The following is a 20,237-nucleotide window of genomic DNA, read 5'->3' as shown; positions in this document are numbered from 1 at the left end:
GTCTTTTAGTGAAAGGCGGTTCTTGTTACCGATTTGTAGCCGGAAGTTGCTTTTGATTTTATAAGTGTTACCAATCCTATTGTGTATGTTACATTCGATACATATAAAAGGGTGATGTAACAAATGGATAGTATAAATGAAACAATATGGCAGTTTAAGGTTACAAGGGTTCAGATTCTTGTATCAGCTATCTTTGCTTTTGATTTCGGGGTACCATACCTTTGTTGTATTAAGTTGAATATAAAATATAGGTGTAAGATTGTCAAGGATTCAAGCTTTTTCCTAAATTTGCAAAACATAATAAACTAATACTCATGAAAAAGAATCTAATATCGATTGCTATTCTTCTGTTATTGATGGTCGGGTTTTGTCAAGCTCAACAGATACGCTCGTATGGATCAGGGAAGTTGTCGTGTAGTTTAATAAAGAACATCGTGCAAGATGCCCATGGTTTTGTATGGATAGGGACCGAAAATGGATTGAATAAATTCGATGGATGGACGTTTACCAATTATTTTCATGATGAGCGGGATTCTACTTCATTGGTAAATAACCTGATAGAAGCTCTTCTCTGTGATCGGCAAGGTGATCTTTGGGTGGGTTCCGGAAAAGGGTTGCAACTTTACTCTCCTTATGAGGATGCCTTTAAGAATGTTACTTTTGTGGATGGCAACAAGCCGTCTGTATTGCATCTGCAAGAATTGAATACAGGGGAGATTTGGGCGGTTACCGCAGGATATGGCGTTTACTCTATTGATAAGGAAAAGATGGAAGCCACTTCTTTAGTGCATGTGAATGACCTTTGTAGTTCCACTTTTATGCATAATATCCATCAGGATTCCTGTCATAGGATATGGATTGCTTTACCCAATGGCAAGATAGTTCGCATTACTTCCGATTTAAAGGATGCTGAATTGATTAGCTCATCATCAGATGCGTTGGGCAAAGTGTATACCATTTTGGAAGATTTGAAAGGCCGGACATGGGTAGCAGCCGTTGCCGGTATTTATTTATGGAATGAAGACGAGCATCGACTTATCAGAATGGAACAACCGGATAATACCTTTATTGGTGTGCGGGGAATGATATGCACTAAACGTGGAGAACTTTATGTCAATACTGTAAATAATGGCCTTTACTCTGTGGATGTGGAAAAGTTGGCCTTAAAAACGTTTAACGGTCAACTGGAACTTGGGAAGGATCGAATTTATGCATTAATGGAAGATAAAGATGAGAATTTGTGGATAGGTGGCTTTAAGAAAGGTGTCGTGATGCTTTCGAATGAGTCTTCCCAGTTTAAATTCAAGCCTTTTTCCACCTTTTCGCCCTCTTTGGGAAATACCTTATCTTTTGTGTATGAAGATAAAAAACACAGGATATGGACTAGTATAACAAATGGAAGACTCATTCGGATTGATGAAGATATGCAGAATTATCTTTCTTATGAGGTAGGAGATGACATCCTGTCTATGCTTCATGATAGCGAAGGAACAATTTGGCTGGGTAGTTATTCGGGGCTTTCCCAGTTTGATGAACGCACAGGAACCATCCACAGACTACCTTTATTACAAGGAAAAGCTATCCATAATATTGTGGAGGGGCGTAACCGGATGCTTTATATATCAGTTTTAGGAGAAGGATTTGCAGAGTATGATAAACGGACGGGTGCATTGAAACAGATATGTGATACCACCAAATTGAGAACAACCATGCGACTTGCCAATAATTGGGCAAATAAGGTCATGTGTGATTCGGAAGGACTGGTCTGGCTGGGACATTGTATGGGAGTCAATTGTTATGACCCAGTGAAACAGGAATTTGTAAAGTTGGAATGCGAAAAGGATTTGTATCCGTATTTGTGTTTTGCACTTCTGGAAGACAAAAACGGTCATATCTGGATAGGTACCAATAATGGACTGTTCGAATATGATAAGAAAACATTGAAGCTGAATCATTATGGTATAGAGGAAGGAATGCCCAGTAATATGGTTTGCGGATTAGGGCAAGGTAAGAATGGAGATATATGGTGCAGCACCTTCAATGGCTTGTGCAGATTGCATGATCCCGAGAGGAAAATCGTGAACTATTTCTTTGGTAACGGACTGGTCGATAAAGAATATTTGAAAAGTGTCTATTTTCAGCGTGAATGTGGCAATATCTATTGGGGAGGGCTGCAAGGCATCACCGGATTTATGCCCGATTCAATAGGAAGGCAATCGCCTCTGAATGCTCCTCAACTGACTCATGTCTATTTGAATAATGAAGAAGTCAGTGCAGATACCCGTCTTGGTGGAGAAACGATTGCGGATAATGTCTGGATGGACGCTCGACAAATCAATTTGACTTATAAGAATGATATCTTTTCTTTTGAATTTTCTACAATGGAATTTCGTGACCGGGAGAACGTCAGATTTGAATATCGTTTGGTTGAACTGGGTGGAGTATGGAGAAGTACATCTTCCGGAGAAAATAGAATCACTTATAATTACCTCCCCTCGGGACACTATACATTTGAAGTCTGTGTATGCGAGAATGAGCGCAAATCTCCGGTCCGTTCTTTCTCTATTTACATCGCTCCTCCCTGGTATGATACGTTATGGGCTAGGATAGGTTACGTACTGATATGTGCAGGACTTCTGTTCTGGGGCTTTTACGCATGGTATATGCGGCAACGGCGTCGTCGCCAGGATGAGCTAAATGAAGAGAAATTGAAGTTCTTTATTAATATAGCTCACGAACTCCGTTCTCCGATAACCCTGATTGTTAGCCCATTGGCAGCTTTGATAAAAACAGAACAGGAAGAGAGCAGAAAGAAAGCCCTGTTGACCATGCAGCGGAATGCCAACCGCATTCTTAATCTAATCAATCAATTGCTGGATATTCGTAAGATAGATAAGGGGCAAATGAAGATCGAATGTCGTGAAACCGATTTGGTTGGATTCATAGAGGAATTGTTTCAGATGTTCGATTATCAGGCTACCAAACGTAACATTCAGTTTGCCTTTGTGCATACAGCAGAGAAATTACCTGTCTGGATTGACCGTAATAACTTTGATAAAGTCCTGATGAATTTGATAGTCAATGCTTTCAAATATACTTCGGATGGTGGTGAAATTCAGTTGACGCTTACTGTAAATGAGGACAAGAGCGTACGTGGTCCTCTATCCAGATATGCTGAAATCACAGTTGTTGATTCTGGAATGGGATTAGATGAAAAGAAGCTGGAAAGAATATTTGAAAGATTTTATCAGGCTTCTTCTAACTCTCATGGTTTCGGTATCGGACTGAATCTGACCAAGATGCTCGTGGAATTGCATCATGGCTCGATCTCTGCTACCAATCGTACCGATAAACAAGGTAGTTGTTTTGCTGTGCGTATCCCTTTAGGTAAGGAACATTTGAGTCCGGAGGAGTTGGCAGAGAATATAGTTGCGTCGAATGGGGAACCTGTACGTCTGGCTTTGAATGAAGAAGCCTATTGGGAAGAGGAAGAGAATAAAGTGCAAACGTCGAAAAGCAAAACTCAATGGAGAATTCTGGTTGTGGATGACGACGAGGAAATACGCGAGTACTTAAAACAGGAATTAGGAATCTATTATAAAGTGGTGACAGCTTGCAATGGCGTAGAAGCTTATCAAATAGCTTTGAAACAGCGGATTGATTTGATTATTTCGGATGTTGTAATGCCGGAAATGGATGGATTTGAGTTGCTGAAAAAGACTAGAGGAAATGCGAACATCAGCCATATTCCTTTTGTGCTTTTAACTTCACAAACAGAGTCTGACAGTCGTCTTAAAGGCTGGAACGTGGGAGCTGACGCCTTTTTAACCAAACCTTTCCAAATTGAAGAACTATTTTTGATTTGTGAAAATCTGATTACTGGCAGAGTGCGTTTGAAAGGACGGTTCGGCATGGATCAGGAGGTAGAAGAAAAGATGAAACCTATTGAAGTTAAGGCCAATAATGAGTTCTTTATGGAACGGTTGATGAAAGCCATCAATGAAAATCTTGAAGACCCGAAGTTCAGCGTAGAAGACCTGGCAGAGGCAGTTGGAGTCAGTCGTGTCCAACTGCACCGTAAGTTGAAAGTTCTGACAGGCAATACAACTACAGAATTTCTTCGCAATATTCGACTGAAACAAGCCGCAAAATTATTGAAAGAGAAGAAAGTGAATATCTCACAGATTGCTTATCTGGTTGGATTCACAAATCCTACTTTATTTTCGATTGCTTTTAAGAAGTTCTATGGATGTGCTCCTTCAGAATATGCTGATAGAGAATATCAAGAATAAATAGTTTGCATTATACGCTTTTCCGTCATTTGTTTTCTTTTGATGATAAAGCCCTTCACCCTTCACAATGCCGACAGGATGGGCATTGTGAAGGGTGAAGGGCTTTCTATCATCTCTCTTTCACGAAACATCTCTGTATTCAAGGTCCTGTTGAACGTTGAAGTCAGAGATATATAGCCGAGAACAAAAGTGTTAGGAGATAACTTCCTTTTGATTATGGGTAAACTTCCTTTTTATAGGGAGCAAACTCTCTTTCTATTACTTATAAACTATAAATGCAAGTTTTGATTATATAAATGAAGCTTGCAATTATATAAATGGAACTTGCGTTTTTATAATTGCAACTTGCAATTATAGATTAGACTTGATGAAAAGTAAGTTTATATACTGTAGATAAGAAGTTTGCCCACTATGGATAAGAAGTTTGTTCTTAATGAAACAGCCATGGTTTATAGGCATTTGAGCGTATGTATATAGAGGGATGAAACGTGTATGTATGATGAATGTAACATCAGGTTACATGTCAGGGAATGAATGAAACAAAAAGACGGGCTGGTTCGATATTATCCCTCTATCTTTGTAGTGCTTCAAGGAGGACTCTATTGGATGATTTGAAGACAAAGAATAAAATCAGTATTAACCTTAAGTGAATAGTTTATGAGAAACAATTTAGATGATAGTTGAAAGAACGTTCCCCCTACTAACCTAATAATTTAATAAAGACGAGATTTTCACATTATTAATATCTTAGACTAATGGTAATGAAAAATGTAAAACAAGAATTCCGAAAGATTTCTTACCTGGTTTTGCTTCTGCTTTTTAGCTGTTTAGGGGCTTATGCACAAAATGGAATGACAGTAAGTGGAACGGTGGTCGATTCACATGGAGAAGCGATTATCGGTGCAAGTGTTGCCTTGAAAGGTTCGAAGACTGTAGGTACAATTACAGACCTGGATGGAAATTTTAAATTGACTGTTCCTAATGACAAGGCAACCCTTGTTGTTTCATTTATTGGTATGACTCCGCAGGAAGTCAAAGTTGCAGGAAAGAAAATAATCAAAGTAACGTTGGCTGACGACAATGTCCAGTTGGATGAAGTGATTGTGGTGGGTTATGGTCAACAAAAGAAGGCAAGTGTAGTAGGCGCTATTACACAAACAAGTGGTAAAACATTGGAACGTGCAGGTGGTGTAACTAGTCTTGGCTCGGCACTTACAGGTACTTTGCCTGGGGTTATCACTTCTGCTTCTTCCGGTATGCCGGGTGCTGAAGACCCTAAGATTATCATCCGTACACAAAGTTCATGGAATAATAGCGAGCCTTTGGTATTGGTGGATGGTATTGAACGTGAAATGAGCTCGGTGGATATTTCATCTGTAGAGAATATTTCGGTACTGAAAGATGCTTCTGCTACTGCTGTGTATGGTGTAAAAGGTGCGAATGGTGTTATCCTCATCACTACCAAACGTGGTAAGGAAGGAAAGGCTAGTATACAGATCAAGGCCAATGTAACAGCGAAGGTTGCATCCAAGCTTCCCGAAAAGTATGATGCTTATGATACTTTCTACCTCTTAAATAATTCTATTGAGCGTGAGGCTTGCATTAATGCAAAAGGATGGAGCGATTATACACCGACTTCCATCATTGATAAGTATCGTAATCCGGCTAATGCGGAAGAGTGGGATCGCTATCCGAACACAGATTGGGAGAAAGCATTGTTTAAGGATATGGCTATGTCATACAACACTAGTGTCAACGTATCCGGTGGTACAAAGTTTGTTCGCTATTTTGCTGCGGCTGATTTTGTAAGTGAGGGAGACCTGTTTAAAACCTATGACAATCATCGGGGTTATAATTCCGGTTTCGGTTACAATCGTATCAATGTACGAAGTAATTTAGACTTCAATTTGACTAAAACAACTAAGTTCTCCACCAATCTGTTTGGCTCAAATGCTCAACGTACAGTACCTTGGGATTATAATGACCAAGATGCATCCTATTGGGCGGCTGCTTACAAGTCGGCTCCTGATGCTATGCGTCCGGTTTATTCAAACGGTATGTGGGGATGGTATCAACCTCGGAAAGCGGATGTCCCTAATTCGGTATACTCACTGGCTACATCAGGTACGGAGAAACGTACAACTACCAAGATGACTTCGGACTTTATCTTAGAACAGGACTTGGATATGCTTACCAAAGGACTGAAGTTCAAGGCAAACTTCTCAATGGATTATACTTTTGTTGAGAATAAACGAGGTATCAATGACCAGTTCCACGACTCACAACGTATGTGGGTTAAACCTGATACTGGTGAAATATTCTTGGAAAAAGATGATACTGATGCTGGTTTGGATGCAGTTATCAATCCTATACTTTGGCAACATCAAGCCGGAAGTGTCAATACCGATGCGACTTATCGTAAGCTTTATTACTCTATGCAACTGGACTATTCACGTACGTTCGGTAAGCATGAAGTGACAGCACTCGGACTTTTCAGTCGATTGAAAGAGGCATCGGGTAAGGTATTCCCCATTTATAGGGAAGACTGGGTATTCCGCTTAACCTACAATTATGCAATGCGTTATTTTTTCGAGGCTAACGGTGCTTATAACGGCTCGGAAAAGTTTGGTCCTGACTATCGTTTCGCTTTCTTCCCTTCTTTCTCATTGGGTTGGATGCTTAGTGAAGAGAAATTTATTAAGAATAAGCTGAAATTCTTAGATATGTTGAAACTGCGTGCTTCTTGGGGTAGAGTAGGTGACGATGCTGTGGTGCAGCCTTGGCAAAGATTCACGGATGGACGTTTCCTGTATAAAGATCAATTGGATTATGGTGGTAATGTTATGATGGGCAATATTAAACCGTCAAATACGCCTTATACCTTTTATACTATTAAACGATTGGGTAATCCGAACATATCATGGGAAACTGTGGAAAAACGGAATTTTGGTATCGATTATGCTTTTCTTGGAGGATTGATCGCCGGTTCGGTTGATATATTCAATGATACCCGTACCGATATTCTTGTGAAAGGCAGTGAAAGAGCCATAGCTTCTTACTTCGGCACAGATGCTCCTTATGCCAATTTAGGTAAAGTGGATAGCCATGGTTATGAATTGGAATTAAGATTGAATCATACGTTTAACAACGGAATTCGTACTTGGCTTAATGCCAGTATGACCCATGCTGTCAATGAAGTGAAGTATCGTGATGATCCGGCCTTGAAACCTGGTTTTCAGAGAGGAGCAGGGCATGCTATCAATCAGGTATATTCTTACATCGATCATGGTAATATTGCCACATGGGATGACGTGATTGGAAGTACAGTCTGGACAACAGGCAATGATGCGAAGCTTCCTGGTGATTATAACATCATCGATTTTAATGGTGATGGGGTGGTTGACTCTAAGGACCAGGCACCTTATAAATATTCTACAATGCCCCAGAATACCTATAATGCTTCAATAGGAGTGGAATGGAAAGGATTTAGCATTTTTGCACAATTCTATGGAGTAAATAATGTGACACGAGAAGTGAATTTCCCGACGTTTCGTAGTACCGCTCATGTGGCTTATGCGGAAGGTGACTATTGGACTCCCACTGGAACAGCCACTTTACCTACACCACGGTGGGGAACAACCATTGACGGAGCTGCATCGGGTACGCGTTATTGGTATGACGGCTCTTATTTACGTCTGAAGAATGTTGAACTGTCTTATACTTTCCAGAAGACCAATTGGCTGAAGAAACTGGGTATGAAATCTTGCCGTATCTATTTAAACGGTGACAATCTTTATATGTGGACGGATATGCCGGATGACCGTGAATCTAACACCGGATATAGTTCTTCAGATGGGGCTTACCCAACTATGCGTCGTTTCAACTTAGGAATTGACATAACTTTATAATATAAGACTATGAATAAATATATGATTAAAATATTTCTTCTGTCGGTCATAACTTTGACTGGTATGATAGGGTTCACTTCCTGTACCGACTATTTGGACAAATCGCCGAATAGCGATATTGCGGAGAATGATCCGTATAAAAATTTCAAGAACTTTCAAGGTTTCATAGAGGAACTTTATAACCGCATACCGATAGTCTCTAACAACGACTACCATACTTGTATCAACTATGGTGAAGATGAATATTGGGAACCGCAAGAACTTCGTCTTTTTGCTCGCAATATAGATTATGGCGATTTTTGGGGATGGACTACCTGTTACTATTCTTATCCGACGACACGCAGTTCCGGTGGTCTGGGCAGAAATTCTCATGGGAATTTGTGGAAAGATTGCTGGTATGGCATTCGTAAGGCAAACATTGGTATTGCTAATCTCGATAACTTGATTAGCGCTACTCAAGAAGAGAGGAATCTTATTGAAGGACAGCTTTATTTCTTCCGTGCATGGTTTCATTTCATGTTGATGGAGTGGTGGGGTGGAATGCCTTATATTGACGAAGTGCTAGCCTCTGATGTTGCCCCCACCCTTTCAAGACTTACATGGCAGGAATGTGCAGAAAAGTGCGTAGCCGATTTCGACCATGCTATTCCTTTGTTACCGGTTGATTGGGATCAAACCACTGCCGGTGCTGCTACCCTTGGATTGAATGATAGCCGTATCAATAAGATCATGGCTATGGCATATAAAGGAAAGACGCTGCTTTGGGCTGGAAGTCCACTGATGAACTGGGCATCCGGGGGGGCAAGAGAGTATGATGTGGAACGTTGTAAACGCGCGGCTGATGCCCTTGGAGAAGCCCTGAAAATTACAGAAGAAACCAAACGTTATGAACTGGCCAGTATGGAAGATTATAACGACTTGTTCGTTGTGTATAATTCCGGAGGAAAACTGAATGGATTGAAAGAGGCTATTTTTCGTGAAAATCTTTTAGAATATGATGGGCGTTGGGCTTACAATATGAATACGGATTTTCGTCCACGAAGTCTGATTCACGATGGTATTAAATGCTATCCTACAGCCAACTATGTAAACTATTTCGGTATGGCTAATGGATATCCTATTAAGGATATGACAAAAGCGGATTCAGAATCTGGGTACGACCCGAGATATCCATGGAAGAATCGTGACCCCCGTTTTTATAAGGATATAATATTTGATGGCGTATGGTGTGGTGAGGCTGGTAATGGTCAATATTGCCAATTATATACCAATGGTGCGGACAGTGAAGAAGCAGACACGCAAAAAGGTTGTTTTACTGGTTATATGAATGGCAAAAGTTGCTTGAAAATAGTGAATAATGCCAATTGTAGAGGGCAATTTTTCATGATATTGAGTTTGATGCGTTTGGCAGATGTTTACTTAATGTATTCGGAGGCGGCAGCTGTAGGCTATGGTTCACCTCAAGGTAAAGCTACCACCTTCAATATGACAGCAGAAGCTGCCATTAATAAGATTCGAGAGCGCGCCGGTATGCCCGATGTACTTGATATATTTACAGGAAATACAACCGATTTCCTTAGTGAAGTCCGTCGCGAACGTGCTGTTGAACTTGCTTTTGAAGGTTTCCGCTTTATGGACCTTCGCCGTTGGATGCTTCTCGATAAAAGACCTTATACTCTGAAGACGAAGATTGAATTCAATCGTGCGCCTACCGACAACTATAATAAAGAACAACCGCAGGAAAACGAAATATTGAATTTACGCGAAGAGGTGTTGGTAGAGAGGAAATTCACTGACCGCCACTATTGGCTGCCGTTGCTCAAGGATGATGTTTACCTGTATGAAGGCTTCGGTCAGAATCCAGGATGGTAATCATAACGTATTAATTTAATCATAACGTAGATATGAATAGAAAGTTTATATATATTGGCTGTACTGTTTTTGCCATGTCACTGTTGAACACGATAGGCGTGCAGGCACAGGAGCAGAATGACAGCTTGGTGAATGTAGCTTTCGGCAAAGTTGCTCAGGAAGATTTGACACATGCCATTTCTACTGTTCACACGTCGGAACTGACAAAGAAAACAGCAAACAATTATAGTCTTGTAGGGTTGGAAAGCTTTGTAGGAGGCTACAATGGAAGTCTTTGGGGGCAATCTCCGTTAATATTGGTAGATGGGGTGCCGCGTAGTGCAAGTAATGTACGTGCTTCGGAGATAGAAAGCGTAACAGTTTTGAAAGACGCTGCTGCTGTGGTACTCTATGGAAGCCGTGCAGCAAAAGGGGTGGTTCTCATTACTACTAAGCGCGGAGAAGAGTCTCCTATGCATATTGATGTACGTGCCAATGTGGGTGTAAATATTCCGAAATCTTACCCCAAGTATTTGGACGCGGATTGCTATATGACCATGTACAACGAGGCTTGCCGGAACGACGGTATAGCAGAGAAATATGATCCTGCTACTATCTATAACACAGCGATGGGCACTAATCCTTATCGCTACCCGGATATTGACTTTTATAGTTCAGATTATTTGAGGAAGTTCTACACTAATTCCGATGTTACGGGTGAGGTGTATGGAGGTAATGAAAGAACCCGCTATTACTTGAACTTCGGCATGAACTATGCTAACAGCTTATTAAAATATGGTGAATCAAAGAAAGCCTACGACATGAGTTTCAATGTACGTGGTAATGTAGATATGGCATTGGCTTCATGGTTGAAGGCTAGTACTAATGCCGCTATAATTTTTGACAACAGCTATCAGGGACGTGGAAACTTCTGGGGAGCGGCTTCTACCTTACGTCCTAACTGGTTTGCACCCTTGTTACCTATTGATATGATGGATCCAAATGTGGAGTATATGCAAGAATATATAACCAATAGTAATCATTTGATTGATGGTAAATATTTGTTGGGTGGTACATCGGCGGACATAACCAATCCATTTTCAGAACTGCTTGCTGCCGGATATACCAAAGAGAAGGCTCGTAAGTTCATGTTTGACGTAGCTGTGACAGCAGATCTTGGAAGTTTGCTAAAAGGCTTATCTTTCAAGACCGCATACAGTGTTGATTATACATCTTATTACTCGGAGGCGTATGCACAGGAATACGCAATTTATCAGCCTACATGGTCCAATGTAAATGGTAAAGATGTAATTATCGGGCTCTCCAAATTCAATGATGACAAATCATCTACCAGTGAATATGTAGGTAAATCAACTTATGACCAGACGATGACTTTCAGCGCACAGTTTGATTATGCTCGTACTTTTAATAAATATCACAATGTGGCTGCTACATTATTGGGATGGGGGTATCAAACACAAAATTCTGCTGATGAGGGACACGAGAGTAGTGATTACCACCGTACAAGTAACGTGAATCTTGGTTTGCGGGCTTCTTACAACTATAATCACAAGTATTATGCTGATTTTAGTGGAGCTTTGGTGCATTCAGCCAAACTTCCTGAAGGTAACCGCAATGCTTTTTCTCCGTCGGTCACTTTGGGATGGCGACTTAGCAAAGAAAAATTTATGAAAAATGTGGATTTTGTGGATGATTTGAAGATTACTGCTTCTTATGCCAATCTGCATCAGGACCTTGATATTGCTAATTACTATATGTATCAAGGATATTTCTTTTACGCTCCAGATGCCGGTTGGTTTAAATGGCGTGATGATGCTGCCGGCGGTCCGACTTCCATTTCAAGACGTGGAAGCAATCCAAATCTTGATTTTATTACCCGTGAGGAAATTCGTGCAGGTATTGATGCGTCATTATTCAACAGATTCTTGAGAATTAATGCAAACTATTTCACTCAAAAAACGAGTGGATTGCTTACACAAGGTTCCACTACTTTGTATCCGTCGTTCTTCAATCTAGGTACTGATCATTCATTCTTACCTTGGACAAATTATAATGAAGATAAGCGCACTGGGTTTGATTTTTCACTTAGTGCTAACAAGAAATTCGGAGACTTGGATGTAACTCTAGGCTTCAATGGAATGGTGTTTACTTCAGAAGCTTTAACTCGCGATGAAGTAGCCAATGAAGATTATTTATTGCGGGCTGGTCATGCATTAGATGCCAATTTTGGTTATGTTTGTGAAGGCTTTTTCCAAGATGAGGCAGACATTGAAAAACATGCTAAACAAACATTTGGAACGGTACGTCCCGGTGACCTAAAATACAAAGATATCAATGGTGATGGCGTAATCAATAGTGATGATCAGATAGACTTGGGCAAAGGCGGATGGTCGGCTGCTCCTTTCACTTTTGGTTTGAACCTGACATTGAAGTACAAAAACTTCACACTTTTTGCAATGGGATCCGGACAGACAGGTGCAATGGCTTTCAAAAACAATTCTTACTATTGGAATAGAGGAACAAGCAAGTTCTCCGAAGTTGTCTGGGGGCGTTGGACTGACGAAACGAAGGAAACAGCAACTTATCCTCGCCTTTCCACAAGTAACGGAGACAATAATTACCGTAACTCTACTTTCTGGACATACAAGAATAATGTTTTCCGCTTGAGCAATGTGCAACTCACTTATGATTTTCCGGAACATACATTTAAAGGAACTTTCATACATGGACTTAGCGTATATTGTGGTGGAAGTAATTTGCTAACACTCTCCAAAGAACGTGAATATATGGAGATGAGTTTAGGATCACCCCAGTATCGTAATCTTTATCTGGGCTTTAAAGCCGCATTCTAAATTTAACTTTTAAAGAGAATACATTTATGAAAAAGAAAATATTATTAATTGTAGCTGCCGCTTTAATGCTGAATAGTTGTGATGACCTTTTTGAACCGGCCAAAGAGAACTTCAAGGACGTAGAGCAGATGCACGATGATGCAGCATATGCACAAGGATTTCTGTTGAGGGCATACAGCAATATTCCGGGTTATTATAATAATAGTGAATATGCTACAGACGATGCTGTTATTAATCAAAAGAACGATTCTTATCTCACAATGGCTACAGGAGGATGGACTTCTCGTTTGTGGACAGCAATTGACGAGTGGAGCAGATCTTTTGGTACCATTCAGTACCTTAACCTCTTTTTAGAGAATGTGGATCAGGTGAAGTGGGCGGAAGACCCGGTAAAAGCACAGTTATTGGCTCGTCGTACGAAAGGAGAAGCTTATGGTTTGCGAGGTATGTTTTATTACTATCTGCTTCGCGCACATGCAGGATATAGTGAAAATGGAGAATTGCTGGGAGTACCCATATTACCGGAGTATCTCACCGTTAATTCACAATTAAACTTGCCTCGTGCTTCATTTCAAGCATGCGTAGAACAAATTTATAGTGATCTGGAAAAAGCCGAAGAATTGCTTCCGTTGGAATATGAAGATGTTAGTGAAGTGCCCGCTAGTTATCAAGATATTACCCAAGATGCTAGTAAATACAATAATGCTGTAGGAAAAAAATTCAGACAATTGTTCAATGGGTTGATTGCACGAACTTATCGTGCGCGTGCAGCTCTTTTGGCTGCCAGCCCGGCTTTCCAAGATGCTTCTAATATGGTTTCATGGGCTGATGCCGCTGATGCCGCTGCTGCAGTACTCAACTATAATGGAGGATTAAGCGGACTTGCGGCGGATGGAGTGGAATATTATTCGAAAGATGTGGTAGAGAGTCTGAAAGATGGTATTAATCCTAAAGAGATCATTTGGCGTGAGAATGTCAGTAATAGTGAGGCTGCCAATTCGCAAGAGGCAAACAATTTTCCGCCTTCTTTGAATGGAAACGGCAACATGAATCCGTCACAGAATCTTGTCGATGCATTTCCTATGGAGAATGGATATCCTATATCAGATATTACTAAAAGTGGGTATGTTGAGACTAATCCTTATAATAAACGTGACCCTCGTTTAGCAAAATATATCATCTACAACGGAAGTTTGGCGGGAGTATCCAATACACCTATATATACAGGTCGTAATTCGGGTACGGATGACGGTATAAATGTAAAAGAGCAAAAATCTACGCGTACCGGGTATTATATGAAGAAGCGGCTGCGTATGGATGTGAACCGTGCTATCGGTTCGGTTACCAATCAACAGCACTATATTCCGCGTATCCGCTATACCGAGATGTATCTGGCTTATGCCGAAGCAGCCAACGAAGCTTGGGGACCTACGGAAGATAACGGACATGGTTATTCAGCTTACGATGTAATCAAAGCTATCCGTAAACGTGCCGGTGTAGGTGGAGAGTCTGATCCTTATTTGGAAAATGTGTGTAAAGGAAGCAAAGATAAAATGCGCGAGCTTATCCGTAACGAACGCCGTTTGGAACTTTGTTTCGAAGGGTTCCGCTTTTGGGATTTACGTCGCTGGAAAGAGGATCTTAATGAAACCGTATGGGGGATAGATTGGGGAAAAGATGGCAGTACTTTCACAAAGTTTGAAGTCGAGAAGCGAGATTATGAGGACTATATGTATTATTGCCCGATTCCCAATTCTGAAGTTCTCAAGTTTAGCAATCTTGCCCAAAACAGAGGATGGAAATAATTATTGAATGTATATTTAATTAAAAGTACGTTATGAAAAAGAACTTAGCATATATCGGATTGGCTTCATTGATAATGGCTTTTGCATCTTGCGAAAGCGGTGACAATGAGTTTCCTGATTTCGATTACCAAACAGTATATTTTGCCAATCAGTATGGACTTCGTACTATCGAACTTGGTGAAAGTGAGTTTGTAGACAATACTCTTGACAATCAGCATAAGATGAAGATTAATGCTGCTTGGGGAGGAGGATATACTAATAGAAGAAATGTAATTATAGATTTCAAGATAGACGAGTCGCTATGCGATAATCTGTACTTTAAGAGCACGAATCAACCCCTTGTGCCGATGCCGGCTTCTTACTACAAGTTAGCTTCCGATCAGATTACCATTCCTCAAGGACAGATAATGGCAGGAGTGGAGGTGCAGCTTACAGATGCTTTCTTTGCTGATGAAAAGTCGACTGGCGAGAATTATGTTATTCCTTTGTTGATGACAGCTGTTCAGGGTGCAGACTCTATTTTGCAGGGAAAAGCGGTTGTTGAGAATCCTGTGTTGACTAATAGTGGGGATTGGAGCGTGCAGCCTCAAAACTTTGTTCTTTATGCCGTGAAATATGTGAATCCTTGGCATGGAGAGTATTTACGGCGTGGTGTGGACCATGCTGCTATAGGAGGTGTGTCCAAAGATATTGTTCGTCATGAGCAGTTTGTGGAAAATGATGAAGTTGTGAATATATCTACCAAAAGTTTGAAAGACAATCTTTTACCATTGAAGATAAAAGATGCGGGAGGTAAAGATGTTAGCTATACCGTTCGTCTGACATTTACTGATGATGGTACGTGTACTCTTAGTTCAGGCTCTGAAAATGTTGTTGTGAGTGGTAGTGGTAAGTTTGTCAGAAAAGGTGAGAAGAATAGCCTGGGTGGTAAAGACCGGAATGCTCTTTATCTGGATTATACGGTCAATCTGACAAACAATAACATCCAAGTTGCAACAAAAGATACTTTGGTATTACGTACTCGTAATGTTCAAGGTGGTATGTCGCTTGGTGTAGTGAAAAATGATGTTTTAAATTAATATGAACATTAAAACTAAGAGAATATGAAATACATCAATAACAAGATAATCCTCTTTACATGTATTGTTGGATCAATAATGTCGTGTACAGACGAATATGATTGCCAGCTTCAAGTAGAGAAACCACAGAATGCAGCTATCAACGAATATTTAGCTCAATTTGATCTGCTGAAGTCGTATATTGACCGCAGTGGTACACCTTTCCAGTTGGCTGTAAATGTACCGGGTAGTGAGTTTGCAAAGAAAGAAATTGCATTCAGTACAGTGTTTACCAATTTTGATGCAGTGGATATGAACGGTTCTTACGATCCACTAAATACGTTAAAGGAGGACGGTACTTACAACTTTGGCGGCATGCAAACGGCTGCCAATGTAGCTGCAGAGGCTGGCGTGACTCTCTATGGAGGGATACTTTGTTCAAGTCAAGGACAACGTGCCGCATATTATAATAAACTTATTGAGCCGAAAGATATTCCGGTGGAAGTCCAGAAAGGAACGACTAAGTTGTTTAATTTCGAAAATGATGCCATCGGTACAGGTTATCCTATGACTGGCAATAGTTTGGCTGTAGTCGAAGAGGATCCTACTGGTGAAAGTGGACATGTCTTGCATGTGGGAACAAATGACGTAAAAGCAGCTTATTCCTACCCTAAGTTTCACGTTGTTTTGCCTGCAGGAAGAAAACTCGGAGACTATGTTAGATTGAATATAGATTTGCGTTTTGTAGGAACTGATGGAATTTGGGGAGACGGTTTGCGCGTATTAATTAATGGTAATGAGTATAAGCCCAATACAAATGGAAATGATTTCTGTGGCGGAGGCGATAAATGGAAACGAGAAGGAATAATTAATTTGAAAGATGCTACTACTCCTCCGGGATTTGTGGTACCCGAAAGTTTAGGAAACCTGACAGAATTTGATTTGGCGATAGGCGCTTATTCAGGTGGTGCGCAATTTTATATAGATAATATTTCTATGGACTATGAAGTGTCAGGGAAAGGTTCCACGGTTATTAATTTTGAAGAGGACGAATTGAATGCGACCTATCCTATGACTAATGGCGCAACAGCCACTGTAATACAGGATCCCGCCAACGAGAGTGGTAAGGTACTTTTCATTGATCATGCAGCCTATTCATTCCCGAAATTTACAGTAAAACTAAATGAAGGTAAGACACTTGGAGATTATACCGGTATGTCAATGGATATGCGCCTCATTGCAGGTAAATATGGTGGTGGGATGAGTGTGATAATGAATGGTCAAACAATTCCCCTTAACCGGAATGCGTTAGAGTATGGCTGTGACGACAATGATACATGGAAACGTGGAGGTGTCTATGTGACATTTGTAAAACAGGGTACTTATACTGCTTTGGGTGAAACGGTTCCGGCAGCAACGATTGAGATTCCTGATGCAATGAAAGACCTAAATGAGATAGAATTTTCAATCGGTTCCAGTTCAGGTAACTGGACAGCTTACATTGACAATTTGATTTTTGTATGGGAAGCCAAGCCGCAGCATATAGAAAAAACTCCAGAAGAGAAAAAGGAAATCTTCACTAAGGAGATGGAAAAATGGATTGGTGGTATGGTGTATGCAGGTGTGAATGAAACGAAGAGTGTAAAAGCTTGGAATATCATCGGTAATCCTCTGGATAAGACCGTCAATGATAAAACATTCAACTGGGGTGAATATTTAGGTGAAGTAGAATATGCACGTACTGCCGTGAAGATTGCCCGTGATACAGTGAAGAATGCCAATGTTGATCTTGAACTTTTTGTCAGCAACACATTCGGTCAATATGATGAAATGGGGAATATGGCTGATGAACTCATATCTTTGGTTAATGCTTGGGAAGAAGACAACGTTACCAAAATTGATGGGTATAATATTCTTCTTAATGCAATTTATTCCAAAGATGTTACTTTCCAGGAAGGCAATAAAACGATGATTACCAATCTGTTTGACAAACTAGGTAAGACCGGCAAACTGATACGAGTTTCCGATCTTAGCATGATGGTCGAAGAACTGGATGGAAACTTCATTGCGATTAATAAATTGACCGAAGAAGATAGAGCTGCCGCTGCTTCTTATATGGCTTTTATTATGCAGGAGTACCGAAGACTTATTCCGGCTGACAAGCAATATGGAATCTCTATATCGGGCATTACAGAGACAAATACAGGCTATAAACTGTGTCCTTGGACATCAGACTATAATCGTAATGAAATGTATGAAGGTATAGTGGACGGATTGAAATAGTTTTTAAGTATAGCGAAATAGTTTATTCCCAAGTTATGTATTATAGAATGAATATATTTTTATTGTGTAACTTTTAAAAAAAGAATATTATGAAGAATTTTATTTGTACTTTTTTTCTCTTGACAGCATTCCTGTTTGTTGCTAAACCTGTTTCTGCACAACAAAGTTATACATTACAGGCGTATTCTAGTGCTTTTGAATTTAAGTCACAGCAGGGGCGTGAGATTATTTTGGAATGGAGATTACCTATACATCTCGGAGGGGATACTTACGAGGGACAAACTGCTCATGAAATGCTTAAAGGTATGGTGAAGCAATACCCCGGAGTTTTCTATTTGTATGGATGGGGTACAACAAGAACAGATGATAATTACCTTTATGGGTATGGCAGAATAATTTATACAGGAACAGAACCATGTACTGTAACGATTACAGGATTATTTGCTCCTTCGTCTACTGTGGTTTTGAATATAATTCCATATAATTAGAATTTACAACTTTATATATGAAGAACATTGTATCTTTATTTTGTCTCTTTCTGGCGGGCATCTTTTTGTGGAATTGCTCCGATGGAGGAGATGAAGGAGTAGGTGAAAATGAAGGGAAGGGCGCTTATGCGCTCTTCCTTAAAAAAAAGATAGAGGTAAGTGCCGGTGAAAGCCGAACTGATGTAGTAATAGAGTGGGCAAAAACATCTTGGGAGATAACCTTAGGTCAGGGGGATATTGTAAAAAGCGTTACTCCTACATCAGGTGGGAATAATACAGGGGAAAAACAGTACACGAAGGTTCGGGTATCTTGTAATGCAAACAGTACGATGAAACAGCGTACGCAAACCATTCACTTATTTGATAAAACCAATGAGACAACTGTTGATTTGTTGGTGGAACAAGCGCCTGCATTCAAGTCTGTTACACTGAATATTGATCCTACGGTGACATATCAGCCGGTTGTAGGATTTGGCGGGATGTACAATCCGAAGATCTGGTGTGGCGACAATCTCCTTTCTGCACAGCAATTAGATAAAATGTATGGTGAAGGTGGCTTGGGATATTCTATCCTTCGTTTGATGATTTATCCCAATGAATCAGATTGGAGTGCAGATGTGGAAGCTGCAAAGGCGGCACAAGCCAACGGAGCAATCATTTTTGCATGTCCTTGGGATTGTACGGACGCGCTTGCAGATAAAATCACGGTGAATGGAAAGGAAATGAAACACCTTAAAAAAGAAAACTATGAAGCGTATGCTAATCATCTTATCCGTTATGTTACATTTATGAAGGAGAAAGGGGTGAACCTCTATGCGATTTCCGTTCAAAACGAGCCGGATATGGAATTTACGTATTGGACTCCTTCTGAAGTAGTGGATTTTGTAAAACAATACGGAGCAAAGATACGGGAGACAGGGGTGAAGCTGATGTCACCGGAAGCCTGTGGTATGCAGCCTGAATATACCGATCCTATTATCAACAATGCCGAAGCATTTGCTCAAACGGATATTCTTGCCGGACATCTCTATCAGGGATTTACAGATTTGAGTAGCGGATATGTTAAAAATCGCCACGATTACATCTGTGGTGTGTATTCACGTATTCAAGGAAAGACATGGTGGATGACAGAGCATCTTTTTAATGACGGCGAGAATTCTGATGATTCTTCGAAATGGGAATTCCGGAAATGGCAATATAGTCTCAATCATCTTGGAAAAGAGATTCACATGTGTATGGAGGGGCATTGCAGTGCTTATATATATTGGTATTTGAAGCGGTTCTATGGTTTGATGGGTGATACGGATAAACGGAGTCCGACGAGTGAAGGAGAAATCACAAAGAATGGTTACATTATGGCTCATTATGCTCAATATGCAACAGAAACAACTCGTATTAAGGCGGTTACTAGTAATGAAGATGTATGTGCTACTGCCTATTTGGATGAAAAGACTGGTGAAATGACCATCGTATTATTGAATCTGAATGGAGCTGCCCAGTGGTTGGAAATACCATTAGCAGGGATAAAAAAAGCAAGTGCCGTTGAAACGAACGAATCAAAAAATATGGAAGTTATCGGTACTGGTTTGATGGAATCTGCTGAAGGTATAACGGTGTTGTTATCTGCTAACAGTATAACTTCAGTCAGATTGATATTTAAATGATAATAATAACTAGTT

The 20,237-nt window shown here is 40.3% G+C and carries 9 protein-coding genes; all 9 read left to right on the top strand.

Translation table 11 applies throughout. The annotated features are described in order from the left end of the window. Window positions 1-314 precede the first annotated feature (314 nt). Window positions 315-4,292, top strand: a complete 3,978-nt coding sequence (locus tag DXB58_RS13435; protein ID WP_122137063.1) for a hybrid sensor histidine kinase/response regulator transcription factor — start codon at window positions 315-317, stop codon at window positions 4,290-4,292. A 755-nt stretch (window positions 4,293-5,047) separates the two neighbouring features. Beyond that, complete coding sequence (locus DXB58_RS13430; protein ID WP_122137062.1) at window positions 5,048-8,200, top strand: TonB-dependent receptor; 3,153 nt, start codon at window positions 5,048-5,050, stop codon at window positions 8,198-8,200. Between the two features lie 9 nt (window positions 8,201-8,209). Further along, window positions 8,210-10,072 (top strand): RagB/SusD family nutrient uptake outer membrane protein, encoded by a 1,863-nt coding sequence (locus DXB58_RS13425; RefSeq protein ID WP_122137061.1) that lies wholly within the window; start codon window positions 8,210-8,212, stop codon window positions 10,070-10,072. Window positions 10,073-10,104: 32 nt separating this feature from the next. Continuing rightward, window positions 10,105-12,924 (top strand): SusC/RagA family TonB-linked outer membrane protein, encoded by a 2,820-nt coding sequence (locus tag DXB58_RS13420; protein ID WP_122137060.1) that lies wholly within the window; start codon window positions 10,105-10,107, stop codon window positions 12,922-12,924. A gap of 26 nt (window positions 12,925-12,950) precedes the next feature. Next, window positions 12,951-14,729, top strand: coding sequence for a RagB/SusD family nutrient uptake outer membrane protein (locus DXB58_RS13415; protein WP_122137059.1), 1,779 nt, complete (start codon window positions 12,951-12,953; stop codon window positions 14,727-14,729). A gap of 32 nt (window positions 14,730-14,761) precedes the next feature. Then, window positions 14,762-15,808, top strand: a complete 1,047-nt coding sequence (locus tag DXB58_RS13410; RefSeq protein WP_122137058.1) for a DUF5627 domain-containing protein — start codon at window positions 14,762-14,764, stop codon at window positions 15,806-15,808. A 24-nt stretch (window positions 15,809-15,832) separates the two neighbouring features. Next, window positions 15,833-18,070, top strand: coding sequence for an endo-1,4-beta-xylanase (locus tag DXB58_RS13405; RefSeq protein WP_122137057.1), 2,238 nt, complete (start codon window positions 15,833-15,835; stop codon window positions 18,068-18,070). Between the two features lie 89 nt (window positions 18,071-18,159). Beyond that, window positions 18,160-18,558, top strand: a complete 399-nt coding sequence (locus DXB58_RS13400) for a hypothetical protein (RefSeq protein ID WP_122137056.1) — start codon at window positions 18,160-18,162, stop codon at window positions 18,556-18,558. Between the two features lie 17 nt (window positions 18,559-18,575). Next, window positions 18,576-20,222: a glycosyl hydrolase gene (locus tag DXB58_RS13395; RefSeq protein WP_122137055.1), complete on the top strand. Its 1,647-nt coding sequence runs from the start codon at window positions 18,576-18,578 to the stop codon at window positions 20,220-20,222. Window positions 20,223-20,237 lie beyond the last annotated feature (15 nt).

Source organism: Bacteroides sp. OM05-10AA (assembly GCF_003439055.1).
In the GTDB taxonomy this organism is placed as follows: Bacteria; Bacteroidota; Bacteroidia; order Bacteroidales; family Bacteroidaceae; genus Bacteroides; species Bacteroides intestinigallinarum.
The sequence above is the reverse complement of the archived record's forward strand: the minus strand, read 5'-3'. Positions and strand labels throughout refer to the sequence as shown.